The following is a 25,078-nucleotide window of genomic DNA, read 5'->3' on the forward strand; positions in this document are numbered from 1 at the left end:
CTGCCGAAACTACATGGTCAGTATGCTTTCCTTCAGCACCTTTACGATAAAAGAAAGCTCTTCCTCTGTGAGACAAAACGGCGGTGCAAGCTGGATCACATTGTTGTATCCGGCAGCCGTATCGCCATTTTTTCCGATAATCAGCCCTTTTGCTTTACATGCAGCTATGATCTGGTTGATGATATCTGCGTCGGCCGGTTCTTTTGTTGTTTTGTCTTTCACAAGTTCGATTCCGATGAGAAGGCCTTTTCCTCTGACATCACCGACAGCCGGGTGTTCTCTCAGGCTTTGAAGCTCGCCTAAAAGCAGCGCTCCCAAATCGCGTGAACGTTGAATCAGGTTCTCATCCTCCATTATTTGCAGATTCTTTAACGCCAATGCACAAGCGGCCGGATTTCCTCCGAATGTGTTGACATGCCGAAAACGGTCATATGGGGCTTCTCCATTGTAAGCTTCAAAAATCTCGCGTTTGACTGCTGTCGCTGACAAAGGCAGATAAGCGCTTGTAATGCCCTTTGCCATGGTTATGATATCAGGCTGCACCCCATAATTCATAAACCCGAACGGCTCGCCGGTACGCCCGAATCCGCAGATGACTTCATCGCAAATCAAAAGGGCGCCATGTTTATGGCAAATGTCCTGCACCTTGGCCATATACCCGTCGGGCGGCAATAAAATGCCTCCGCCTGTAATAATTGGCTCCATGATGACGCCGGCAATCGTCTCGCTCAATTCCCATGTCATCGTTCGATCAATTTCTAATGCGCTTTCTAAGGTTTCCCCATCAGCAGGGTTGCGGTAAAGATCAGGCGGGGAGACGTGCAAAAAACCTTGGCCTAAAGGTTCATATTTGTATTTCCGCTGCGCCTGCCCTGTCGCTGCGAGAGCACCCATCGTATTTCCATGATAAGCCCTGTATCTTGAAATGAATTTGTACCGGCTGGGATCACCGTTTTCCTGATGATATTGCCGGGCGATCTTGAATGCGGTCTCATTCGCTTCCGAGCCGCTGTTGGAGAAAAATATCACATAATCGCCGCCGAGCCATTCATTCAGCTTTTCCGCCAATTGAATCGCCGGCGTATGGCTTTGTGTCAGCGGATAATAAGGCATTTCCTTCAATTGGCCGTACGCCGCCTCTGCCAGCTCCTGTCTGCCATAACCGATGTTCACGCACCATAAACCCGACATCGCATCTAAATAACGCCGTCCGTCAATATCGGTTACACTGGCTCCGTCGGCCTTCTGAATGATGAGACTGTCAGCCGGCTGCGACCCTTTCATAGCGTGCCACACAAATCGCTCATCTTTTTCCTTTAGTGCGTGATTTTGCTTTTCCACCTGATCATCCCCATTTCATTATCGTTATACAACATACGATTCTAAAATTGAAAATAGGCTGTCACGAAGGTAATGGCCTTATCATTTCCTTACTTCGTCATGGTGAAGGTTTCCTCTTCCTTCAATATAAAGCCAGACGGCAGCGGAGTCAACAAACCGCGGGACAGGCCCGCATATAAAAAATCCCCTTTCTATGAAAGAGGATGCAGAAGCCAAAGCAATACCGGCAGCGTCACAATACTAAGCATTGTGCTGATGAAGGTGGCGCTTGAAACCACTTCCGGCTTAGTATTAAATTGTACGGCCATTAATGTTGTGTTTGCAGCTGTCGGCATTGCGGCTACAAGGATCATAATTTGCTTTGTCATATCGTCCACCGGCAAAATGAATGTAAAGCCCAAAGCAATAACCGGGGAAATCATAAGCTTCAGCAGCAATGAATAAGAAATTTTTCGATATTCAATATTTTTAAATGATATTAACGCAAGCTGCATACCCAAAATGATCATAATCGTGGGAATCGCGGCGTTCCCGACAAGTTCGATTGATGTCATTAATTCTTTAGGTATAGAAATATGAACTAGCTGAAGTATTGCGCCAAGAAGCGCGCCGTAAGCGACAGGCATACGAGTCACCCGGTTCATCACAGTTTTAAAGCCGCCGGCGTCCGGACTGCCCTTCGCTGCATAATAGATACCGATTGTGCTCATGATCAATTGCTGGAGCACCATTAAGACCACAGCCACATCAAGCCCCGCCGTTCCGTATACAAGTAAAACGACCGGCGTTCCGTAATTGCCGTTATTCATAAATGCCGATGAGAGGATCATGGCGCAGCGGTCCTGATTCTGATACTTATGAAAATAAGATAAAAAATAAACAAGCAAAACGAGAACTAAACAGAGGCCGAGCACAAAAAAGAAGAGGTAAAGGTAATCCATCGTCAGCTTATTAGAGTAGAACGTATCAAAAGCCAAAAAAGGAGACATTAAATATAAGGACATTTTGGACAGCGTCTGAATATCGAACCCAAGGGTTTTCTGTCCGATATAACCGATCGCAAAAATTCCGAAAACAGGCAATAATACAAGCAAAAACTCCATAAGGCACCTTCTTTTTCTATATACATGCATTAATCTATTTATATTTTAATGAAAGAACGGCACAGTTTCAATTCCGCATTTATAAAGAACGGCCCGCCAAATTCCCGGCGGGCCGTTCTCTGCTTTTACTTCTGGTACTTAATTCGGTAAATATCGTGCCTTCTGTCTTTCAATTGGCGCACAGTCCCGTCCTGCCGCTGCCTTCTGAGGATTTCTAAATCGACGTCGCCGATGACAACCATTTCAATATTCGGGTTGCATTCTCCGACGATGCCGTCTCTTGCAAACTCAAAGTCTGAAGGAGCGAAAATAGCGGACTGGGCGTATTGGATATCCATGTTCTCCGTTTGCGGCAGGTTTCCTACCGTCCCTGAGATAACAGTATAAATTTGATTTTCCACTGCTCTTGCCTGCGAACAATATCTTACCCGCAAATAGCCTTGGCGGTCTTCTGTACAAAATGGCGTGAAGATGATTTTTGCGCCTTTATCCGCTGCAATCCGGGCAAGCTCCGGAAACTCAATGTCGTAGCAGATTTGGATGGCGATTTTACCGCAGTCGGTATCAAATACGCGAACCTGGTCACCTGCGCTGATCCCCCACCACTTCCTCTCATTCGGCGTAATATGGAGCTTATATTGTTTCTCAATCGTACCGTCGCGTCTGAATAAGTAGGCGATGTTATAAATTTTTCCCTCTTCTTCAACAAAATGAGAACCGCCGATAATATTGACGTTATACTTCACCGCAAGCTCCGTAAAGACGCTGATATAATCCTCGGTGTACTCGGTAATTCTCTGTACTGCCAAGCTTGGTGACCGTTCTTCAAGGAAAGACATCAGCTGTGTCGTGAAAATTTCCGGGAAGACCGCGAAATCGGCGCCCGCATCTGAAGCGACATCGACATAGTACTCTACTTGATTCGCAAATTCATCAAAGGAATAGATCTTTTTCATTTCATATTGAATCACACAGATTCTCACCGGAAACGCCGATTTATAATAACGCTTTGTCTGCGGAAGATAATCGACATTGTTCCATTCCATCAGCGTCGCGTATTTGCTTGACGCCATATCATCCGGCAGATAATCTGGATTAATCCGCATCAGTGTAAACCCGTTCATCAGCTGAAAAGAAAGCACGGGATCATAAATTTGGTGGCGGCTCACCTGCTCGACATAAGCGCGTGCGGTCATTTCCTCCACATACTTATGAAAGTTCGGAATCCTGCCGCCGATAATGATGCTTTTCAAGTTCAATCGTCTGGCTAAGTCTTTTCTCGCTTCATATAGCCGATGCCCGATCTTCATTCTTCTGTACGTCGGATGAACCATTACTTCAATCCCGTACATATTTAAACCGTCCGGATTATGATTGGTGATATATCCGTCATCGGTAATATCCTGCCACGTATGGCGGTCATCATATTCATCAAAATTAATCAAAAGGCTGGAACAAGAACCGATAATCTCGCCTTCAAATTCCGCACAAAACTGCCCTTCCGGAAAATGTTCTAAATGGCTGATTAAATGCTCTGGCTCCCAAGGCTCCATCCCCGGAAAACAATCCTTTTGCAAGGCGATTATTTTACTGATATCTTTTTCTTCTATATTGCGGATGACCATCTTTTTCTCAAATCTGGTCAAATCAAGTTTCTCAGACAAAACATTTCCTCCTTCTTTCTAGTCCCGGGCGTTCAAATGATCCAAAAGCAGCGCCAGCTCCATCTCAGCCATTGATTCAAGTCTGTGGTCATAGTCCTCGAATAACAAGCTGCCCGTGACTTTGTTCGGCACGATGACGCATTTCATGCCCGCGCGCTTAGCGGCGATTGAACCGTTGACAGAATCCTCAAACGCGATACATTCCGCAGGTGACACACCAAGATTTTCCGCCGCTTTTAAGTATAATTCAGGGTTTGGCTTGACCTCTTCCACATCATCAGCCGTTTGAATGACTTCAAAATCATCAAACAGCCCGATTTGTTTCAAATGCCCAGCGACCCATTTATAATCAGAGCTTGACGCCAGACCGACTTTTAAACCTAAGTCCTTCGCGGCGTTTAAATAGGCTTCAACACCGGGTCTCGCTTTTTCAGTCTCCATTCTTTTCGAAAATCGTTCTCTTCTGATTTTCGTAAGCTCGCCATGATCCAGTTTTCTGCCCAGCTGTTCTTCTAAGTAGACAAAGGGGCGAAACCCGGCAGCTGTCCCGATTACTTCTCCCCAAACGGATAACGGCAAGGTTGAACCGTGCTCTTCAAATATTTCCTGCAACACTTCGTATTCATGGGTTTCTGTATCCAGAATAAGCCCGTCAAAATCAAATATTAACGCTTTTATCACTGCCCACAACTCCTTTTGGCACTCTGCGAATGAGATGTATGTTTACACTATACCCCGAATTGTCTCTGCTTTCAAAATTGAAACTTTTATGAGAAGAAAGAGCCTGCATAGTGCAAGCTCTTTCGGTTATTACTGCATGTTTTGATGTGAAATGTTTGTCAGCGCTTCTCCCGCAGAGTCGTTTGACAGCTGATTCACCGCTAAATCCCCAAGCGCAACGATCCCGACTAGATTGTTGTTATCTACAATAGGAAGGCGGCGGATTTGGTGCTGGGCCATCAGTTCAGACGCCTCTTCCAAACTCATATTCGGATTCCCGGAAATGACGTTGGATGACATCACTTCAGAAACGGGTGTTTGGCCATCCCGGCCTTGAGCAGTGGTTCTCAATGCAATATCACGGTCTGTGAGCATCCCTTGTAAAACCCCTTGGTCTACAACCGGAATCGCTCCGACATTATGCTGATGCATCAGCGCAGCCGCTTCCTGAATCGTTTGATTTGAAGAAACGGTTGCTACCTGTTTTGTCATTGAATTGCTGATTGAATTCATTGCAAGCACCCCTTTCATCAGTTAGTATGTGCAGGCGGGAGCCGATTAAAAAGGGAGTTGCAGGAAAGAATTTATGATATGATCACATAAGGCATAAAAAAAAGAGCCTTTCCCCATTTAAGGATAAGCTCTTTCTCCGCATGTATTACATTGATTTTCTTTTATCGGAATAGTCTTGATTTGCATCCGTCTGAAAATCGGAAAATGCAAATGGAAAAAACATTCCGCACTCATTCAGCAAACTGCTGTTTTTATCAAATAATACTTGGTCTTTCATGTCATATTGACGGTAAGGCTTTGTCAAAATGGTATGTATCATTTGAAGACAAGCCATAATTTGAAAAGCTTCCTTTAATGTTCCTTGGTAATATTGGTTTGTTAGGGACAGAACGCCTTTCTTTTTATAGCGTTGAATGTCCAGTTCGGAGAAATAAAGAGGAAAAACGTCATCGAGCAGTTCCATTGTCAATTCATTGATGAAACTCTCCTGTTCTTCAGTCGCAGCGTTCACAATTCTCACATCAATCACCTTTCTTGCCATCGAATATCCTAAGTCTTTATCAAGAATAGCACAGAAAAAATCGCGAGTGCCAAGGTAAGTGTTTCCTGTTGCATCACCTGCCTTCCTCGCTTCAAAAGGAGATATATACCATGAAACAAAAAGGCAGAGGGCTGGAACTCGTGATCACTGAAAAACTGGACGGCCAATGGCTGTTTTCCGTTCTTAAAACGGAAGTAAAAGCGTCTAAACCCGTGATTCAAGAATGGATGACCACTAAAAGCATAAAAGTGAATCATGAACCCGCCGTCCATAATTTCATAGTAAAAAAAGGCGACCGTTTGTTTATTGACCTGCAAGAAAAAGCAGAATCAAACGTGATCCCTGAATATGGAGAAATTGAGATTTTATTCGAAGACAGCCATATGCTGATCGTAAACAAACCTGCCGGAATGCCGACTCATCCAAATGAGGAAGGCCAAACCGGCACACTCGCCAACCTGATCGCTTATCATTTTCAGGCAAATGGCGAGCAAACAAAAGTGCGCCATGTTCATCGTCTTGATTTGGATACATCAGGCGCTGTCGTATTTGCAAAGCATCGGCTCGCTCATGCGATCTTGGATCAGCAATTAGAAAAAAAAGAGCTCAAACGCACGTATATCGCGCTAGCGGAAGGAAAGCTGAAACCGAAAAAAGGCACAATTGATTCGCCGATCGGGCGAGACAGGTCACACCCGACGCGGAGGCGGGTTTCTCCGGGAGGCCAGGCAGCCGTCACTCATTTCCGGGTAAAAGGCTATCACCCAAAAGCCCGTCTTTCCCTGGCTGAATTGGAACTGGAAACGGGAAGAACGCACCAAATCCGCGTCCACATGGCAAGTATCGGCCACCCATTAACAGGAGATGAACTGTACGGAGGAAGCACTTTTATTCTCGACAGACAGGCCCTGCACGCGAAAAAGGTCCAAGCCTTCCATCCGATAACGGGGGAATTCATCATTGCCGAAGCACCGCTTCCCGCTGATCTGGCGGAATTATGTGAAGACTATTTTCCCCAATAAAGAAACCATAGCCGCCGGGAACTAGTCCCGTGCGGCTGTTTATGATGTTCGCTGTCCGTAGATGATATAGCGCTTCGGTGCGTTGCCGACATAGGAAAAGGGATAGCATGTTGTCAAAATCAGCTCTTCCCTGTCATGCTGAAGCGTGATGATAGAGGTATCGTCTTTATCAACAATTTTAGTACCGGTGATTTCATAGGTGAATGCCCCGTATGACACAAGGATCTCCAATTTGTCTCCTTTTTCAAGCTCACCCGTCCGGCGAAAAACGGTATCTCTGTGGCCCGATAACACAATTTGGCCGTTGTCCTCCGGATAATAGCTGTCTTTGTAATGCCCGACTCCTTTTTCTAAATCATCGGCATCCGTGCCTTCCACTATTGGAAGCTCGGCTTTTATTTTAGGGATCTTCAATATGCCGCTTGCCTCTCCGATATTGGGCTTGAAGTCTGCTTTTTTTTCTTGGAAAACTTCGGCGCCGCCTGCTGAACCATCGCTGCTGGTCACTTCCCTCGCTTCTTCAAGTGATCGCTCGGTTTTCATTTTTGTATCGGCCACTTTCCATCCCCCATAGCCAGTAAGAACGAGACCCGCTGCGATAATCAGAATCGGGGTGTGCTTCATTTTTTTCATTTAGAACTGGCGCTCCTTTTTCTTCTGACATAAACATAAATACCGGATAGGGTCATCGCTGTACCGATGACGATGAAGTTATAATGGCCTGCCGAGGTGTCAGGAAGCTTTTGCGCGGCAGGCTGCTTCACTGTTTTATTTTGTATTGGGAGAGCGCTTATTCCATCTGTCATGCCGACCGGCGCCGTCTGACTTTCTGTAATTCCTGTAACGCCGTCAGTGTCGGCAGGAATACTTTGATGATGATTTTCTTTGTCAGCCGGTGTGTTTTCAGGTTGGTTCAAAGGAGGCTGGTTCATTCCCGGTTTGGTATCCTCAGGCGCTCCGTCATCCGGATCTTGACCCTCTCCTTCTTTCGCTTCCGCCTTTTTGATTCTTCCGTCTGCTTTATAGGAAATCGGGTCCTTAAAGCTTTTTACGAATGCAACAGTTGCCTCTATATCCTCCGGCCCTGTCACCGGATTTTTGCCGAGTGAGCTGATCGGCTTGTATTTTGTTCCGGCTGCCGTCGCCATAAAATTATTAACTGTCAGTGTATAGCCAGTCTCAGGCTGAATAGTTGTGCCGTCTGCCATTTTGATGTCAATCACTTTAGACGTCTCCGGATCCCATGTATAAGTAAAACCGCTTATGCTGTAATCTGGACCATAATCGGGCGAAATTTGCGCATTGATGATGTCGGTAAGATCCTTTCCTTTGATTTCGAGTTTTGTTAACACATTTCCGAATGGCTGAATGTTAAACAGGTCACCCCATGTAATGGGCCCTTTTTTCAGATTTTGGCGGATGCCGCCGCCGTTCATCAGCGCAAAATCCGAATTCATCGCCGTCTTCATTCCATCAGCGATCAAGTTTCCGAGCGGAGTGTCACCTTCATTTGAATACCCGCCATTCATATCGACAGCTGCTTCTCCGACGACCTCGCTGATAATCGGATCAACAACGGTTTGATATTTGCTTAAAATGCCTGCTGCTGCCAGGTCAGGTTTTATTTTACTTTGATCGACATATTCGATGTCCGCCGACTTCTTCACAATATCCTTTGTCTTGCGGTCGATTTCTAGATCAACGACACCAATGGCTTTGCCGTATTCAAAGGCTTGGACAATGAGCTTTCCGTTCACCTCGCCGTTTACAACTTTATGGTTATGTCCGGCAAAGATGATGTCGATCTCTGAATCTGTCTTCTTTGCCAATTCAGCCGATTCACCGGTGATGGAGTTTCCGTTCTGTTCAGCCGTCATATGGGCGAGAACAGCGATTGACCTGACACCCTTTTTCTTCAGCTCGGCTGCAGCCGCATTCACCGCTTGTACTTCATCAGTAAACTCAATCTGTTTAATTCCTTCAGGCATCACCATTCCCGCTGCCGATTGAGTGACAACACCGATAAAAGCGACAGGCACACCGTCAACATTGATGATCTCATAAGGCGGCAAGAAAGGTTTTCCGCTCGATTTCATTTTACAATTCGCACAAACGAGCGGGAAGTTTTGCCCGTCATATCCGCTTGTTCCCTTTTTTTCAGGATGCTCTCCGCCTTTTAGCATTCTCATCAGTTCATCGGTTCCTTCGTCAAACTCATGGTTTCCGACCGTTCCGACATCAAATCCAACCTCTTCCATCAATTCCACAGTCGGTTCATCCTGCAGCAAGGAGGATACCGGCGAGCTCCCGCCAATCATATCTCCGGCATGTACAAGAAGCGTATTTTCTTTTTCGGCTTTTCTCTCTTTCAAATAGGCTGCGGCAAAATCCATGCGCCCAAAGGTGCCGTCTGTTTTACCGTCTTGATTGAGATCGAGCTCATATTGCTGATCTATTTTTCCGTGCAGGTCATTCATGCTTAAAATCCTCAGCGGCATATTGGCTTTGTTTCCGCTCTCCCGTTTCTTATATCCGGCGGACTCTGCTTCCTCCGGGGAAGAAAAGAAAATTCGATGCTCGACAGCGATCTGCTTCCATTCTTCAGGCGGCACATAGGTTTTGTCTGAAGAATCGCCTACATATCTTGTCAGGCCTTTTCCTTGTTCTCTTGCCCGAAATTCAAACGGCATTTCCTTCAGCGGGTCAGCTTGATTCCAGATCCCTTTTTGCTCTTTTTGAGCTTCGGCCGCCGCTTTTTGAAACTTGAGATAATCGCCTTCATGATCGACCGGCCAAATAAAGTATGTCGGAGCATAGCCGTTTTTCACTAAGTCTAAGTTTGCGTTCAGTCCATCTTCAGTGAAAACTTGTCCAAGCAGCCTGCCATAGCTGTCCTTTGCCTCTTGGCCGACTTTGACAGTAATTTTATCACCGGGAGATAGAATGGTTTTTAAGTAGTTTGATGCTTTTTGGCCGAATGTTAATTGGTTCTCATCCAGTTCACTTTTTGGCGTGTGATATGTTTCGGGAGTATCTACATGGACAAATCGAATTTTTGTCGAGCCAAGTATAGGTGTTTTTATGTTTATTGTGTCACCGTCAACGACGCGGTCCACCACTCCTTCATATTCACCTTCTTGAGAAGGGGGAGCAGGCTGATCATTCAGCAGTTTGATATCATCAGGCTTCCTCGGCAGCAACTGAAGGGATTGGTATCGGCTTAATATCCCCGTGCATTCATACCATTTGCCAGCAGACAGTTCATTGATGACGCCCGTTTCCTCCATCACCCGGAGCGTGAGGGAATGGTGATCATCATCAATCATTGTCACGTTATAGCCCCCTCCGGCTTGTGAACTCGGTTTAGAAGCGATATAAGCTTTTACAGTGACAAGCCGTCCTTCATAAGCGGCTCCTCGGTCACTGTTTACTAATTCGTTTATGGTGAATGATTCTGGTTCTGGAAGCGGTTGTTTTGCTGCTGTTATCTCGATCCCGGATGAGCCGGGAATGATTTCAGTCAAGCCTTGGTACTTGGCTATTTTTCCGGTTACGGTCACTTCCATGCCTTCTTTCAGCTCTGGAAACTCTTCAGGTGTACCTGAGTAAATATTGATTCCTGCCGTGCCGTCTTGGATAAATGTTGAGAGCTTTCCGCCGCCGACCGCAGCTTGGTCCGCCGTCACTACCCCTTTGATCTTCACTTGTTCATTCAATTTGCTGCGGGCATCGTGAATGGATATAAGACTGTCTGCCGGGGGTTCCTCAACGCCGCCGTTCAGACTCATTGATTGCACTTTTTTCAGGCCTGTTGTCTGAAAATATGCTTCAAGCTCTCCCTGAACCGTTATCTTTTCGCCCAAAAGCTGCGGATTCGTTTTAAGGCCGAATTGATTTCTGAATGAGGAAGGTATTTGGATGGGGAGCAGTTTCTCGGGTGATGTTTCGTCTTTGCTGTCAGCAATGGCTGCATTGTAATCGTTAGAAAACGGACTGCTCAGCTTGTAGTTCTGATTTGAAATGGCTTGTCCCACAATAAACCCTTCTGTAACAGCTTTTCCTTCTTTTTGCTGCAATGCCTCTTCAACTGACATTGCCTCGGCTGCCTTAGCGGCCGGCAGTGCGTACAACGGCATGTTTGTTATCACTAGTAATGTAATAAGCACACAGTAAATCGCCCGTGCGGTACCTTTTCTCCCCATAAATTCTCCCCCTTTTTTAAAGCAATCCTTTGATTTACACATAATCGGTTCTCCAGCCAGATTCACGGATTTTTCTATTATGATAAAGTGAACGCCGCACCCTGGCGTTCACTTTTATTTTTTAGATACGGGCAGTCTAATCGTCACTTTTGTGCCTTGATTTTCAGTACTTTCGAATTCGATCGTGCCTTTATGGCTTTCAATAATTTTAAAGCTTACCATGAGGCCGAGACCCGTTCCTTTTTCTTTTGTTGTATAAAAAGGCTCTCCCAGTCTTTCGATCATTTCCTTGGAAATACCTTTCCCTTGATCCTGAAACGTCAGCTGGATATATCCGTTTTGATACACAGTATGGATGTGAATGTCACCTTCGGTTTGTTCCATCGATTCAATCGCGTTTTTCAGCACATTCAGAAAAACTTGCTTGAGCTCATTTGGAACTCCCTTTATATCAGGCAGCTTATCATTCAGGTTTTTGATAACCCGAACGCCTTTCAGCATGGCCTGAGACTCAAGGATTAATGAAACATCCTCCACGATATCGTTAATCTGAATCGTTTCAAATTGGACTGATTTTGATCTCGACAATACTAAAAATTCATTAATGATAGATTCTAATCTGACAAACTCAGACATCATGACTTCCGCATAATCTTTTTGATATTTTTTACTTTGAATCATCAGCTGCAAAAATCCTTTCAAAGAGGTGAGCGGATTTCTGATCTCATGGGCGATCCCTGCTGCAAGCTGGCCGATCGCAGAGAGCATCTCAGATTTCATCAGCATTTTTTCAGACTGCTTTTGATTTGTAATATCCTTGGCAATTCTCATAATCCGACCGACTTGTCCGGAATCGTCTTTAACCGGAAGAAGGGTGACATACTCCCATCGGTCAAGGCCGTCTTTATCCTGATAATACAGCTCGCCGGACCACCTTTTGTTTTCCGAAATGGAATGCCAGTGGGAGCTGAGCTCGCTCAGCTGAAAATATTGATCATAAAGCTCAAACACGTTTTCGCCGATAATCTCATACTGCTCTTTGCCGATCATTTCGCAGAAACGCTTGTTTACATATTTAATTTGCCCGTCCACCGCAGCGATTAATATGTTTGCGGGGCTTTGTTCAACTGCTTCAGAGCTGATTTGAAGCGCTTTGTTTGTTGATTTTAAATCCGTAATATTGACGAAGGTAATGACTACCCCTTCTACTTTATTTTCGTTTGTATAATACGGCATCATTTTGACATTGTACCAATCGCCATTTTGCGCCTCGACTTCTTTTTGAATAAATCTCTTGTCTCTTAGTGTGAGCTGAATGTCTTCAAAATAATTTTCATAATTCAGCCTGCTGGAAATATGATAAATCGGTCTTCCGACATCCCTTTCGATCAGATGAAACACATTTTCCGCCTCAGGCGTGAACAGCTTAATATGGCATTGTTCATCGAGAAAAATCGTAGCGATATTTGTATTGATCAGCAGATTATCCATGTCTGTCGTCATGGCTGTCAGCTCTTCAATCTTCTTCTCAAACTGCTGATTGACAGTCATCAGCTCTTCATTGACAGACTGCATTTCTTCATTTGTCGATTGCAGCTCTTCATTGGCCGCGATCAGTTCTTCATTTGTGCTCTGCAATTCTTCGTTAGACGTCTCCAATTCCTCAATGGCTGTTTGCAAATGCTGTTTGGTTTCATACAGCTCTTTTTCAAGATCAAGTATCCGCTGATGATAAGCGGAATCTTCATCAAACATCAAAAGCTCGTGTTTTGCGCTCTTTTCTCGCTTATATTTCTTATTCTCGATAAACAAAATATATAATTGATAATGGTTTCTTTTTAAGCTTTTTATGGTCAGCTCTACATGAGCAGGTTTGCCCCCGACAGACACTTTCATGTTTTGAAACTTCACTTCAGTGTTTGTCGCTCTGACTTTTTTGAGCGCTGTGCTGATGGGAACCGATAAACTTGCAGGGAAAATATTGTATATGCTGTAATTGCGATTGCCGTTTGGAAATTTTAAATATTGATTTGCGCTTTTAGAGGATGCGATGATTTCTTCTCTGTCATTTAAAATCATGCACGGATGCAGATATTGATCAATCAGGGATAAATACATTTCATCCATTTGGTGAAATTCCATCAGCTCATAAATTTTATTGCATTTTCCTGCCTGCCCATGCTTCCTTTCAGCATGGGATGCCTCTGACAAATGATACTTGATTTGTTCTGCCGACGCTGAATTGCTGAAGACCTTCCATTTTCTGTCCGCAGGCGTATAGAGATTGGTCAGTTTACCGATTGTTTCACTCGGGCCAAGCATCAGGTAGCCTTCTTCACGCAAAGCAAAATGAAAGAGAGACAGCACCTTCTCTTGGAGTTCCTGCTGAAAATAAATCATGACATTACGGCAGCTGATAAAATCAAGATTCACAAAGGGAGAATCCTTGGTTACATTATGGGGGGCAAAGACCACATGCTCTCTCAGCCTCTTTTTAACCACATAATCAGGCCCTTTTTTTTCAAAATATTTAACCAGCCATTCAGGAGGAACGGAGGATACGGCCTGCTCCGTATATATCCCTTTACTTGCTTTTTGTATGGAGCTTTTATTAATATCTGTGGCGAAAATCCGCAAGTCGATCGCCGCTTTACGTTTTTCAATTTCTTCACAAAACACCATGGCGACAGAATAGGCTTCTTCACCAGTGGAACAGCCTGCGACCCAGACACGGCAGGATTTTCTCCCTTTTTTGATATTGTTCTCCACAATCGCAGGAACAAAATGCTTTCTTAACGTGTCAAATGATTCTTTATCTCTAAAAAAATGGGTGACCCCGATGAGAAGATCGTTAAACAGCAGATGAAGCTCTTCGGGATGCTTCATGACATACATATTGTACTCATCAAGGCTCAGCATCTGTTCATCAAGCAAATTCATTCTCCGCTCAATCCGGCGGCTTACGCTGTTTTTTTTATACACTGAAAAATCAATGCCTGTCTGCTTTTGGACCAGGTAAACGGTTTGTTCTATCGCTTTATCAGATAATTTGCATTTCACTTGGTTTAAAAGCTGATTCATATAGGCGGCGATTTTTTTCGGACGTTCTACAAAATCGGCGATCCCCGATTTGATCACATGATTCGGCATGTCCGGACATTTGGCCGACTCGTCCTGCGCTATGCATATTCCGCCGTGTTCATGGATTGATTTCATGCCTTCCGCGCCATCCCATCCTTTTCCGGATAATATGATGGCAACCGCTTTTTCTCTTTGGGACAGAGCCAACGATTTGAGAAAGTAATCTATCGGATAATTGGTCTTTTTATTTTCATCATATGTATGTACTTGTATCGTATGATTTTCGATTTTAATATAATGATTAGGCGGACATAAGTAGACGGTTTTCCCCTTTATCGTTTCTCCGTTTCTCGCTAGACGCACATCCATTGACGTATATTTTCCGAGAATTTCCGGCATAAAGCTTTTGTACTTCGCAGAAAGATGCTGAACCACAACAAAGCAGACATTGAGGCTGCTTTTAAATGCTTTGAAAAACTCCTCAGCCGCATTCAAACCGCCCGCAGATGCTCCGATGCCTACAATGGCCGGTTTCTGTTTGGCAATGTCTATCGGTGATACTTCCAATAGTTCTTCTTGCATCCGTTACCCCCACCAGTAATTGTTTAGTCTGTCTGAAAAATATTCGACAGAGAGACACCAAATCCTTTCATTCCTGCATATTGTTTCATTTTTCGGAACGCTTCTCGGCTTCTTGATGTATAAAAAACTACGTTCACTCACATGATAAATGTGATTTGAAATAAAGGAGGATATCCGATTTGGAACAGCAAAATCAGCAACAGTCACAAGTAAACCAAGGAATACCGAGCAAACCGCAAGCTAACCACGGCGGGCACGAAATGTTTGATATGCATGAGGTGCTGGTAGGAACCATCAATGTTCTTGACCAATTTATCATGTTAAGACAGTTTGTCCAAGATCAAGAACTGCTCGGCATATTGGACCGTCAATATCAGTTCATTTTGTCACAGTACAACTTGACTGCAGAATGCTTTAAAACAGGCAGTGAGCCATCCCAAAAAACGGCTACGTACTTGATGAAGGAAGACAACCAAACGGTTTACGGCATGAAGCCTTCACAGCCTCATAAACCGCTTCAATCTATGACAGATATTAATGACGGCCTCATCAGCAGACAGATGCTTGTATCTATAAAAGCGCAGGCATCCATGATGACTATGGCTTCTCTTGAAATGACGAATCCAGCCGTCAGACGTGTGCTTTCAGCTCAAATTCAGCAATTCGTTGAAATGGCTTTTGAAATTTTTCTCTATCAGAATAAACACGGATACTATCAAGTTCCGCAGCTGAATACTCAGGATATGCAAAATATGCTGAACGCATTCGCTCCGGCTCAAGGTCAGCCTCAGATGCCTCCGAATAACGGAAGCATGGGGCAGCAAGGTCTTCATTAAAACAGAAGCGGCACTGGACCCGGTCTCCAATGCCGCTTTCTTTTTCTCATATTTATGGGTAAAGTCCTTTTCAAATTGAGTCAGGCTCTCATTTGTCGCTGCTTTAAACCCTTTTTCGAAATTCTGCACCTCCGACGTCTTCTTCATGATCTTCATAATAATGTCTTCTCCAAACGTTCCCGTCAGTTCATTTATCATATAGAAGCTTTGTAAATACACATCGGTTTGATAGGCTGATCTGGCTTTTTGCCAATTCTCATCTGTATCAAGCTGGTCAAACGGAACGACAGCAAACGAAACCGGATCGATCACCAGTTCATAATTAGCCGTCCACTCGCTGGTCCCCTCGTGAAACCATAAAGGAAAATCATCCGGATCGGCTTCAAGCTCTCTCAATTTCTGATGAAACGCATAGTGGGTGAATTCATGTATGAATAACCGCTGATACAAATAGACAGCCATATCATTTTCTTTCAAAAGCTCTTTTTTTTCCTCCGGCATGATGCCGATCAGCTTCTCCTGCTCAGAATAAAAACCTGCAACCTCCGCCAGGCCGGAGTAGGCTTCTAACTGCTTTTGATTCGAAAAAAATATAATATCCAGATGCTCTGAGCCTGCATATCCTAAAATGATTCTATTCATGTTTGCTGCATAATCCAACGTCTCTTTTGTCAGCGGAAGCAACGGCTTTTCTTCAGATGTATAGTAAACAGTCACCTGGTGAAATGACACTTTTTCCATATGTTCAGTCACTTGCTCTTTCGTTAAACCGGAGGCATGACTGTCTGGTTCTGACAACATATACATCGCACTTGATACGATAGCCGAACTTATAGCAAAAACCACAAGTATTCCGCACAGGATCAAAGCCAACGCCGCGCGTTTTCCCATGCCGTCATTCAAACACCTTTCCCTCCCCCGAGCGGTCCTTTTTATTCTCTAACCTATGCAGATGGGGAAAGGGAAGTGACAATTGAGCATAGAAAAAAGCCGCAATCCATGATGCGGCTTTTTTTCATTGTTATTCAGCGTTAGGGAACACACGCTGTACCATCTGTCCAAATTCATCAAAGAATCCTGCTACCGGATCGCCATTTTGAATCCGATCGCCATAGCCCTGCATACGCTCTACAAAATCTGGGTTTGCAGAAACAAAGACGTTGTCAATGGTTTTATCAGCAGATCTGACCTTATCTGAAATTTTCTTTTTCAGTTTGTTTTCAACTTCGCCTTTTTGTCCATTTGTCAGAACAACGGCCACATATGCTTGATCTCCTGCTACTATGACATTTGCATGTTTAACCTCTTTTAGATCACTTATCTTATCAGCCGCCTTGTCCGCTACTTCCAATTTGCGGTTCTGATTGTCATTCATGTTGTTGTCGTTGTTGGCGTTGTTACCGACGTTATCGTTGACGTTGCCATTACGATCATTACCAACATTGTTCATATTTCTTGTCCCGTCATTCTCCGGGTTGCGGTAGTTTACATTTTCGGGCCTGTTATTATCACGATTGCCTTCTCCCTGATTAGCCATACCGCATCCAGCAGTTATTAGCAAAGGTATGAGAAACACAGACATGACAGCTTGTTTTTTTCCAAACATTTAAATTCCTCCTTTATCACTTTACTTATAGGTTTTTCTAATCAGTTTTATTTATGCACAAATAAAAAATACAAATTCCTCCACAAAAATGCTTTTCCAAGAGGAAAGAAAATGGATAAAACGCTTTGTGCAGGAGAAAATAGCAATAACGTATAACTTAAGGAGGGTTCATATTGTTTAAACAAAGAAAAGGGATCAATCCGGCCGCATTGCTGATCGGTTCATCTGTACTTCTTGCAGCCTTATCCCCAGAAGTACGGAACAGGGTACGAGGTTTTATGGCAGGCCGAATGAATAAAGAAGATTCGCAGCAAATGAAAAAAGATTCTCAACAGCAGACGGCCGGCACTTCCGATGTAGGAAATATGATTAAGCAGGCGTTTGGCGGGGAAACCCAAACCCAGCAGCAGCAACCCCATCAACATCAGCAGCAGGCGTCACCCGCGGAAAGAAAGCAGCCGCACTACGCTGAACCGATTCATTTTGACGAAAGTGCCATAAACGTAATGAATGACAACACGATCATGAATATGATTGAAGATTTAGAACCCGGAAGCCATTAAAAAAACGTGTAATCCTCTGACGGATTACACGTTTTTCTTATGCTCCCTCTTCCGCTTCAATTACGGTCGATTGGTCACTAAATACTGCTGTATCAATATCTTTTGTGGCTTTGCTGGTGATCAAGCCTGCCGTCATGCTTCCGCTGACATTTAATGCTGTCCGTCCCATATCAATTAATGGTTCAACGGAGATCAGCAAACCAGCGAGCGCAACCGGCATATTCAGTGCAGATAATACAAGCAGAGCGGCGAATGTGGCGCCTCCTCCGACACCTGCTACACCGAAGGAACTGATTGCGACAACCGCGATAACCGAAACAATAAACGCAGGATCTAATGGATTTTGCCCGACTGTCGGAGCAATCATGATCGCAAGCATCGCGGGATAAATACCGGCACAGCCGTTTTGACCGATTGACAGCCCGAAAGAACCGGCGAAATTGGCAATACCTTCAGGCACACCCATGCTTCTTTGTGTTTTGATATTAAGCGGCAATGAGCCCGCGCTTGAACGTGATGTAAAAGCAAAGATCATGACAGGCAGCGCTTTTTTCACATACATAAAAGGATTTAAACCGCTGAATGTCACGAGCAGTAAATGAATGATAAACATAACGATCAGCGCTACGTATGAAGCAATGACAAACATACCGAGCTTTAAGATGCTGTCAATATCGCTTGTCGCAATCGTTTTTGTCATAATGGCCAAAACACCATAAGGCGTCAGCCTCAAAATTAAGGTCACAACGCGCATGATGATGGAATATACGGCATCAACCATCTTTTTAAATGTTTCCGCCTGTTCCGGCTGCTTTCGTTTAACCCCGAGAAATGCGACACCAAGAAAAGCGGCAAAAATGACAACCGCAATCGTAGATGTCGGTCTGGCTCCGGTAAAATCAAGAAACGGATTACCCGGCAGCAGTTCGATTATTTGCTGCGGCAGCGTTTTCGCCGTCATATCCTCCGATTTTTGCTCAAGCTCTTGCCCGCGTGATAATTCAGTATCCCCTTGGTCGATTTGAATTGTTTGAAGATCAAAAGAAAGGGCAGACACAATACCCACCGCGGCAGCAATTGCTGTTGTCGCAATCAAAATGCCAAGAATCAATCCGCTGATTTTACCAAGATTTTTTGTGAGTTTTAATTTGGTAAAGGCTCCAAGAATCGAAATAAACACAAGCGGCATGACAATCATTTGGAGCAGTTTGACGTATCCGCCCCCGGCAATATTAAACCAGTCTGCCGTCTGCGTAACAATATCCGAGGCAGGCCCGTAAATCAACTGCAGCGCAAACCCAAACACAATCCCGAGTCCAAGAGCGGTGAACACACGTTTAGAAAAGGAAACGTGTTTTTTTTGCATAACAAACAGCCCTGCTATAAGTAAAATAATAATGAAAAGATTTAAAATGACTAATAAAGTCGCCAATTCAAGTTAACACTCCCTTACAGATTTTCCTTTTAAAAATATATTACACAAATTCCTATGGGTCAAGTAAGAATTAATGATTCATTTCGTTCTGGTAAAAAAACCTTTCTCCATCCCGTTTTTATCCTTTTCATTCCCCAGCATCTTTAGTAACGTATATACGGGTGATTGATATGTTAAAAGAACTTTTTGTAAATTTGACCATTTTAATTACATTTAATTATCTTTTCACCTTCCTATTTAAAGAAACGTTAATACATAAAGAAGACCGCCTGCCCTTTCAGATATTAAAAGGTGCATGCTGCGGGCTCCTTGGGGTTTTTCTGATTATCTTTGGTTTTACCTACCATCATTCCATCATTGATTTAAGAAATATACCCATTATGATTGCCGCTCTTTATGGAGGTTGGGTGTCTACCGCGACGGCTTTTGCCATTATTATGGCCGGCCGTATACTGATCAGCACAAATGCCTCTGCACTCTATTCGCTGGTCACAATCAGCATCGTTTCCGTGATTACGCTGCTTGCTTCAAAACGAAAAAAGCCGGATGTACTAAGAACTTTTTACGTGTTGCTGCTTGTGAATGTTGTTTCTTCCGTTATGACCTACTTTGTATTGCATATTCATTCTGCCGCGCTTCACGTGTATTATTGGCTGCTGTCCTCTTTGGGAGGCATGCTGAGCTTCTATTTAATCGAACACGAGGCAAAGGCGCACCTCTTGTTCAAACAATATAAATTTCAAGCGAACTACGACTTCTTAACTGGAATTTTTAATAAGCGAAAATTCGAGGAAGTCATGCACCAATTCTATAAACAGGCGGGCCGTTCGCCTTCCTTTCAATTCGCGCTCATTTATTTAGACATTGACCGATTCAAACAGATTAATGATCAATACGGCCATCATGAAGGCGACCAAGTACTGAAGGAACTCGGAGCGCGCCTTAAGCTCAATACTCGCACCTTAGATCCCGCGGCCCGCATCGGCGGTGAGGAATTTGCCGTTCTTCTGCCGAATTGCACTCATGCAAAAGCGGTGCAAGTTTCCGAACGAATCAGACAAGCTGTCTCCGGTGAACCGATTATACTGTCGAGCGGCGATAAGCTTTCCGTCACTGTCTCCCTCGGAACAGCCCATTACCCCCTGAACGCAGATCAGCCGGAAACATTGCCGCTGATAGCCGATCAAAAGCTTTACCAAGCCAAACAAACCGGTCGAAATAAAGTATGTTATTCCACAAAAAAAGAATGAATTCATTGTGTGAATTCATTCTTCCAATCTGAAAGGCTTTTTAATGGGAGAAAAGCAGGGATCAAGTTTCCGTGATATTCCTTTTCAATAAACGCAGCTGTATCGTCCGAATGGTATAGTTCAAGGATGTTTTGCAGATTTTCACGATCCCTGTCCTCCGCTCTGACAGCAATCATGTTCATATAGACCTCCGCAGTCTGTTCAGCTCTTTGTAAAGCATCCTTTTCCGGGTGAAGGCCGGCTTTTTCAGCGTCTTCTATAGTGAGAACAGTTACGTCAACATCATCCAGCCTTCTGTATGCATTCTCTTTTGACACTGTTTTAATTTTTAGATGCCTTGAATTATCCTTTATCATATCCATTGACCCATTTCCGTTAAATCCCTTTTTCAGCTTAAGCAGCCCTGCTTCTTGCAATAACATAAGCGCTCTTCCTAAATCAATTCCTTCATCCGGTACAGCAACAACAGCTCCATTCGGAATATCTTTTATCCGTTTATATGTCTTTGAATAAATCCCCATTCTCGCTATGTACGTCGTTCCGAGAGGTGCGAGTTTGTCCTTGTATTTTTTTGTGAACGCTTGAAAATAAGAAATCGTTTGAAACGCGTTGGCATCAATTTCACCGTTGGCAAGGGCCATATTGGATTCTCCGTAATCCGAAAATTCTATCATTTCAATATGTTGGCCTTCCTTCTCGGCTTTCCCAGCAATAAAATCCCAAATTGCTCGATCTGAACCATTAATGCCGATTTTAATCGTTTCGTTTTCTGCTGATGTTGAACATGCACTAAGTGAAATGGCTAAAATGAGGAACAAACAATATGCAAGCCATTTTTTCATGGCGACCATACTCCCTATCTATTTATTAGAGCATTTATTGAGGTTGCAATGGCGGACATGCCGGCATAAAAAAAAGCTCCCGCTTATGAAATAAGAAGAAGCCTATAAACGCTCACAGCCGGAGCGCCCCCTCCTATACTTTCCAAGCCTTATGGCGGCTTACCGGAATTGGAACAAATCCAACTCACTTCGCCTTTATGCAGAAGAAGTTTATGTATGAGTATCATCTTGTATTTGTAACATTACCTTACCTATTTATTGAAGGCTTGTCAATTGCTTGCGTCCCGCCGTGGCAGCAGGCAGTGATACTGATACAAGCCGCCCGCAGAGATATTCGGATAAGAAGAAAACCCTTTCAGAAAGTGGGGAATAATTATAAGGAGAACTATATTAATGGTAAATGGATAAGATAAGATCAAAGCATTGAAGTGACAAACCCCGCCCCAGGAGATATTGTCGCAGAGGTAGCATACGCCGGCAAGAAGGAAGCAAAAAAAGCGTGTTGTGGCCGGCGTGCAAAAGTGCTGACAGAAGTATGGCAAGCTGACGAACTTTGAGAAAAATATCACTCACCGGCCGTGAAGGTGGATATTACGGCATTGAAGAATTTATTGAAATCAAATACACCTCTGTCGCTTTGCGATAAGGCAGGCCGTTAGGCACATATATCGAGATTTTAGATCGATTTCCCCGAATGAATATCAAAAGTAAAGATAATGTGCTCTTTTCTGAAAAAAATTTCGTTTATCTGTTGTTTTTTCTTTAAATTACTGGTAGAGTAAAGATAATTATTTTTGTTCGAACTATCTTTAAGAAGAAAGTTTTGTAAGAGTTTTCGTCTTGAAAGTTTGTTTAAGAGCAAGAATAGTGAATTTAAGCGTTATGATCGCTTTAGGAGGAAATTGCATGTTAGAAGGTAAAGTAAAATGGTTCAACTCTGAAAAAGGATTCGGATTCATCGAAGTAGAAGGTCAAGACGATGTATTCGTTCACTTCTCTGCTATTCAAGGCGAAGGCTTCAAAACTTTAGAAGAAGGCCAAACCGTTTCTTTCGAAATCGTTGAAGGAAACCGCGGACCACAAGCTGCTAATGTAACAAAAGCATAAATGTTTTGAAAACTGCAGGCTCATGCCTGCAGTTTTTTTGTTTTGTCATAAAAAAGCTGTATTCGCACTGAAGCGAAAACAGCTTTTTTATGTTATGTCGCGATATCCCTTTTTAAGAAGACAGCGAATGCGAGCAATTGAAAAATGACAAAGTAAATGACGAGCATCACGATGGAGAAGGTCATCGTCATTCCCTCCACTAAAGGTGTACCGTCAAGATACTGCGTTAAATCTGTATTGGCAAATAAAATATACTTTGCCCAGTCGAATTTCATTGCTAAAAATCCAGTTGCCGTACTGCCCATGACCAATAGGAAAATGGAAAAACCAACTGCAAGAGAACTGTTTCTGAACACAGCCGACAGCATGAAGGCCATTGTTGCAAGCATAAAGGCCGATATCGATTCATAAAGATACGTTTTCGCCAAGTAACCGATGATGCTTTGTTCGGCCACATGACCATCCTTGTACACTAAGTGAACATTAGCCGCAGCATCTCCGCCTGTTCCGAAAAAGATCAATCCGAGAAGGGTTGAGCCGACAAATAAAACCAACAGCAAACCCAGACCAAATAATAGCACGGTAATGTATTTGGATAACAGAATTTGAAAACGGCTGAGCGGCCGGATGACCAACAGCTTAATAGTGCCCCAGTTAAACTCGTTCGCAACAATTCCAGCCGCGATAATGATGGTAAACAGTCCGGTAAGCATGGTTAACATGGAGGAATCTGTTACGTATGACCAAGCCGTATATCCTGTATCAGCCGGAAGATTGTGTTCAATGCGGTATTCGTTTACTGCAATCTCTTTTTTTAAATTTTTCACAAATATATCATTGCCAGGATTATCTTTGATTTGCTTCTTCATATCGGCATTTTCAGCCTGAAGCTCCTGCTTCCATTTCGGATTGGTCTCATCAGATGAAAAATGGTTGGACAAGAGAGCAAAGCCGACCATGGAAACACCAAGAATCCCAATCATCACCCATGTTCCAACTCGGCTGAAAATTTTTATCCACTCGTTATAGATCAGGTTAAGCATGTTGAACCTCCTCTTTTGTTCCGCCGGTGATTTCTAAGAAACGGTCTTCTAATGATTTTGTGACCAGTTTTACTTCATATAAACGAATCTGCTCCTGTACCAGCAGTTCAATTACGGCCGGCACTTCCTGCTTGGATAGCTTGATTTCCACGCCGTTCTTCTTGTTCACGCAATCATACTCCTTCAGAACAGAAGCGGCTTCTTTCAGCTGCTCGATATGGAAGAAATATGTATCTTTCTCTTCAGTTTCTTCATCTCTGACATTCTGAATATCTATAAGCTTTCCTTTTTGCAGGATAGCGATCCTGTCACACATCAGTTCCATTTCCGACAACAGATGGCTTGAAACAATAACCGCCATTCCTCTTTCCCGCGTCAGTTTTTTTAAGTGATCTCTGATTTCTCTGATTCCTGCCGGGTCTAGGCCGTTTGTCGGTTCATCTAAAATCAGCACTTTAGGATCGTGGAGAAGACATTGCGCCAAACCAAGACGCTGTCTCATCCCAAGTGAGTACGTCTTCACTTTGTCATGAATTCTTTCTTTCAACCCGACCAGTTCAACGACTTCATCGATCTTTTCTTTCGTGATGCCTTTTATCATTCTTGCGTATTGTTGAAGGTTTTTGTAGCCGCTCAAGAATTTATACAGCTCAGGATTTTCCACGATTGCTCCGACATGTTTGACGGCCTGGGCGTAGTTTTTTGTGATTGATTGGTTGCAAATCACAACATCGCCTTGTGATAACTTCATTAAACCGACCATCATTCTGATTGTCGTTGTTTTCCCCGCTCCGTTCGGTCCCAAAAAACCAAACACTTCGCCTTTCTGAACCGTAAAGCTCAGATTATCGATAATCGTTTTTCCATTTATTTTTTTTGTGACATTCTTTAGTTCCATTACATTTTGCATCAAATTCCCCCTCTTTCTAGTAAACTTGTATGTTCGATTTAAACCACTCCAGCACAGACATGCCTTCTTGTTCGCGAATCTCTTCCACGTTTCGCTGTGCGGCCTTTTCTCCGTTCACAAGCACAATCACTTCATCAAGCAATGTTTCGATTTCTTCAATTTCATGCGTGGCAATCACTACGATCTGATGCTCAAAATCAATATAAGATACCAGACTGTTCACGATGGATTCTCTGACCATCGGATCAAGCCCGGAAAAAGGCTCATCCAGCAGGATAACGGACGCCCGTCTTGATAAAGCGAGTACGATCTTAAGCCTGCCCCGGTTTCCCTTGGAAAGCTGCTTAATCTTCTTGTCAGGCTGCAGCTTCATTTCCTCCAGCAGCTTATACGCTTTTTCGATTTGAAAATCAGAAAACTGTGATTGATAGAAAGCAAGCATATCCTTTACTGTGAACCGGGGATAAAACATATCCAGTTCCGTGAGATAAGCCGTATGCTGAACCATATCTCTGGTTACCGGCTTCCCATCCGCTCTGACAGATCCTGAAGTCGGAAACATCAGTCCGCCCAGCATTTTTAAGGTTGTTGATTTCCCGCTCCCATTCGGACCTATAAGTCCATAGATTTTTCCCGGAGACAGGGAAATGGATACATCCTTCACAGCGGCATGACGGCCGTATTGTTTAGACACATTGTGAAGTGTAATATTCATTT

The 25,078-nt window shown here is 43.7% G+C and carries 20 protein-coding genes and 1 pseudogene; 5 read left to right on the plus strand and 16 right to left on the minus strand.

Annotated features, from left to right (window positions below; genetic code table 11):
* Positions 1–9 precede the first annotated feature (9 nt).
* The 6 genes from GXP75_RS04945 to GXP75_RS04970 form a co-directional block, all read right to left on the minus strand.
* On the minus strand, positions 10–1,341 hold the full coding sequence (locus GXP75_RS04945; protein WP_214918386.1) for an aspartate aminotransferase family protein: 1,332 nt from the start codon (positions 1,339–1,341) through the stop codon (positions 10–12).
* Positions 1,342–1,532: 191 nt separating this feature from the next.
* Positions 1,533–2,444, minus strand: a complete 912-nt coding sequence (locus tag GXP75_RS04950; protein WP_242556244.1) for an AEC family transporter — start codon at positions 2,442–2,444, stop codon at positions 1,533–1,535.
* Between the two features lie 125 nt (positions 2,445–2,569).
* The gene (locus GXP75_RS04955) at positions 2,570–4,108 is read right to left on the minus strand and encodes a bifunctional GNAT family N-acetyltransferase/carbon-nitrogen hydrolase family protein (protein WP_003327838.1); all 1,539 of its coding nucleotides are present in this window, start codon (positions 4,106–4,108) and stop codon (positions 2,570–2,572) included.
* Positions 4,109–4,126: 18 nt separating this feature from the next.
* Positions 4,127–4,789 (minus strand): HAD family hydrolase, encoded by a 663-nt coding sequence (locus GXP75_RS04960; protein ID WP_061670406.1) that lies wholly within the window; start codon positions 4,787–4,789, stop codon positions 4,127–4,129.
* Between the two features lie 129 nt (positions 4,790–4,918).
* Entirely contained in the window at positions 4,919–5,341 is a 423-nt protein-coding gene (locus tag GXP75_RS04965; RefSeq protein ID WP_003327840.1) for a CBS domain-containing protein, read from the minus strand.
* A 145-nt stretch (positions 5,342–5,486) separates the two neighbouring features.
* Positions 5,487–5,882 (minus strand): YhcU family protein, encoded by a 396-nt coding sequence (locus GXP75_RS04970; protein ID WP_061572444.1) that lies wholly within the window; start codon positions 5,880–5,882, stop codon positions 5,487–5,489.
* A gap of 110 nt (positions 5,883–5,992) precedes the next feature.
* Here GXP75_RS04970 and GXP75_RS04975 point away from each other — a divergent pair, with 110 nt between their 5' ends.
* Positions 5,993–6,904 carry an RluA family pseudouridine synthase gene (locus GXP75_RS04975; protein WP_242556245.1) on the plus strand — a complete coding sequence of 304 codons (912 nt, stop codon included), beginning with the start codon at positions 5,993–5,995 and terminating at the stop codon, positions 6,902–6,904.
* A gap of 39 nt (positions 6,905–6,943) precedes the next feature.
* Here GXP75_RS04975 and GXP75_RS04980 read toward each other — a convergent pair whose 3' ends face one another.
* The 3 genes from GXP75_RS04980 to GXP75_RS04990 form a co-directional block, all read right to left on the minus strand.
* Positions 6,944–7,537 (minus strand): class D sortase, encoded by a 594-nt coding sequence (locus tag GXP75_RS04980; RefSeq protein ID WP_242556246.1) that lies wholly within the window; start codon positions 7,535–7,537, stop codon positions 6,944–6,946.
* Entirely contained in the window at positions 7,534–11,106 is a 3,573-nt protein-coding gene (locus tag GXP75_RS04985) for a DUF6359 domain-containing protein (RefSeq protein WP_242556247.1), read from the minus strand. Before GXP75_RS04985 ends, GXP75_RS04980 begins: the two co-directional genes overlap by 4 nt.
* A gap of 114 nt (positions 11,107–11,220) precedes the next feature.
* Positions 11,221–14,769 carry a CheR family methyltransferase gene (locus GXP75_RS04990; protein ID WP_242556248.1) on the minus strand — a complete coding sequence of 1,183 codons (3,549 nt, stop codon included), beginning with the start codon at positions 14,767–14,769 and terminating at the stop codon, positions 11,221–11,223.
* 179 nt (positions 14,770–14,948) lie between these two features.
* Between GXP75_RS04990 and GXP75_RS04995 the strand changes: the two genes are divergently transcribed.
* Positions 14,949–15,605, plus strand: coding sequence for a spore coat protein (locus tag GXP75_RS04995; protein ID WP_034718055.1), 657 nt, complete (start codon positions 14,949–14,951; stop codon positions 15,603–15,605).
* Here the strand turns inward: GXP75_RS04995 and GXP75_RS05000 are convergent.
* Positions 15,552–16,508: pseudogene (locus tag GXP75_RS05000) on the minus strand (gluzincin family metallopeptidase); the annotation flags it as partial. The gene GXP75_RS04995 and the pseudogene GXP75_RS05000 sit on opposite strands and share 54 nt — an antisense overlap.
* A 118-nt stretch (positions 16,509–16,626) precedes the next feature.
* Positions 16,627–17,211: a YhcN/YlaJ family sporulation lipoprotein gene (locus GXP75_RS05005; RefSeq protein WP_242556249.1), complete on the minus strand. Its 585-nt coding sequence runs from the start codon at positions 17,209–17,211 to the stop codon at positions 16,627–16,629.
* A gap of 173 nt (positions 17,212–17,384) precedes the next feature.
* Here GXP75_RS05005 and GXP75_RS05010 point away from each other — a divergent pair, with 173 nt between their 5' ends.
* Entirely contained in the window at positions 17,385–17,774 is a 390-nt protein-coding gene (locus GXP75_RS05010; protein ID WP_242556250.1) for a hypothetical protein, read from the plus strand.
* 37 nt (positions 17,775–17,811) lie between these two features.
* Here GXP75_RS05010 and GXP75_RS05015 read toward each other — a convergent pair whose 3' ends face one another.
* A complete protein-coding gene (locus GXP75_RS05015) occupies positions 17,812–19,206 on the minus strand; it encodes an L-cystine transporter (RefSeq protein WP_242556251.1) in 1,395 nt (464 codons plus the stop codon).
* A 173-nt stretch (positions 19,207–19,379) separates the two neighbouring features.
* Between GXP75_RS05015 and GXP75_RS05020 the strand changes: the two genes are divergently transcribed.
* On the plus strand, positions 19,380–20,459 hold the full coding sequence (locus GXP75_RS05020) for a GGDEF domain-containing protein (RefSeq protein WP_242556252.1): 1,080 nt from the start codon (positions 19,380–19,382) through the stop codon (positions 20,457–20,459).
* Between the two features lie 2 nt (positions 20,460–20,461).
* Here GXP75_RS05020 and GXP75_RS05025 read toward each other — a convergent pair whose 3' ends face one another.
* A complete protein-coding gene (locus GXP75_RS05025; RefSeq protein WP_214918406.1) occupies positions 20,462–21,301 on the minus strand; it encodes a MetQ/NlpA family ABC transporter substrate-binding protein in 840 nt (279 codons plus the stop codon).
* Between the two features lie 906 nt (positions 21,302–22,207).
* On the opposite strand from GXP75_RS05025, the gene cspB reads away from it, so the two are divergent.
* A complete protein-coding gene (cspB, locus tag GXP75_RS05030) occupies positions 22,208–22,408 on the plus strand; it encodes a cold shock-like protein CspB (protein ID WP_004430034.1) in 201 nt (66 codons plus the stop codon).
* A 92-nt stretch (positions 22,409–22,500) separates the two neighbouring features.
* Here cspB and GXP75_RS05035 read toward each other — a convergent pair whose 3' ends face one another.
* From GXP75_RS05035 to GXP75_RS05045, 3 genes are read right to left on the minus strand one after another with little or no spacing between them, the layout of a single operon-like run.
* The gene (locus GXP75_RS05035; RefSeq protein WP_214918408.1) at positions 22,501–23,451 is read right to left on the minus strand and encodes an ABC transporter permease; all 951 of its coding nucleotides are present in this window, start codon (positions 23,449–23,451) and stop codon (positions 22,501–22,503) included.
* The gene (locus GXP75_RS05040) at positions 23,444–24,361 is read right to left on the minus strand and encodes an ABC transporter ATP-binding protein (RefSeq protein WP_242556253.1); all 918 of its coding nucleotides are present in this window, start codon (positions 24,359–24,361) and stop codon (positions 23,444–23,446) included. The genes GXP75_RS05035 and GXP75_RS05040 overlap by 8 nt, the downstream gene beginning before the upstream one ends.
* Before the next feature lie 16 nt (positions 24,362–24,377).
* Positions 24,378–25,076, minus strand: coding sequence for an ABC transporter ATP-binding protein (locus GXP75_RS05045; protein WP_061572433.1), 699 nt, complete (start codon positions 25,074–25,076; stop codon positions 24,378–24,380).
* Positions 25,077–25,078: the final 2 nt, after the last annotated feature.

Origin of the sequence: Bacillus sp. HU-1818 (assembly GCF_022695965.1) — a bacterium.
Taxonomy (GTDB): domain Bacteria; phylum Bacillota; class Bacilli; order Bacillales; family Bacillaceae; genus Bacillus; species Bacillus atrophaeus.

Coding starts and splice junctions, on each gene's coding strand:
- GXP75_RS04970 (WP_061572444.1), bottom strand. CDS start 5,882: ATGGCAAGAAAGGTGATTGATGTGAGAATTGTGAACGCTGCGACTGAA.
- GXP75_RS04990 (WP_242556248.1), bottom strand. CDS start 14,769: ATGCAAGAAGAACTATTGGAAGTATCACCGATAGACATTGCCAAACAG.
- GXP75_RS04985 (WP_242556247.1), bottom strand. CDS start 11,106: ATGGGGAGAAAAGGTACCGCACGGGCGATTTACTGTGTGCTTATTACA.
- GXP75_RS05020 (WP_242556252.1), top strand. CDS start 19,380: ATGTTAAAAGAACTTTTTGTAAATTTGACCATTTTAATTACATTTAAT.
- GXP75_RS04980 (WP_242556246.1), bottom strand. CDS start 7,537: ATGAAAAAAATGAAGCACACCCCGATTCTGATTATCGCAGCGGGTCTC.
- GXP75_RS05040 (WP_242556253.1), bottom strand. CDS start 24,361: ATGCAAAATGTAATGGAACTAAAGAATGTCACAAAAAAAATAAATGGA.
- GXP75_RS05035 (WP_214918408.1), bottom strand. CDS start 23,451: ATGCTTAACCTGATCTATAACGAGTGGATAAAAATTTTCAGCCGAGTT.
- GXP75_RS04950 (WP_242556244.1), bottom strand. CDS start 2,444: ATGGAGTTTTTGCTTGTATTATTGCCTGTTTTCGGAATTTTTGCGATC.
- GXP75_RS04965 (WP_003327840.1), bottom strand. CDS start 5,341: ATGAATTCAATCAGCAATTCAATGACAAAACAGGTAGCAACCGTTTCT.
- GXP75_RS05025 (WP_214918406.1), bottom strand. CDS start 21,301: ATGAAAAAATGGCTTGCATATTGTTTGTTCCTCATTTTAGCCATTTCA.
- cspB (WP_004430034.1), top strand. CDS start 22,208: ATGTTAGAAGGTAAAGTAAAATGGTTCAACTCTGAAAAAGGATTCGGA.
- GXP75_RS04975 (WP_242556245.1), top strand. CDS start 5,993: ATGAAACAAAAAGGCAGAGGGCTGGAACTCGTGATCACTGAAAAACTG.
- GXP75_RS05005 (WP_242556249.1), bottom strand. CDS start 17,211: ATGTTTGGAAAAAAACAAGCTGTCATGTCTGTGTTTCTCATACCTTTG.
- GXP75_RS05045 (WP_061572433.1), bottom strand. CDS start 25,076: ATGAATATTACACTTCACAATGTGTCTAAACAATACGGCCGTCATGCC.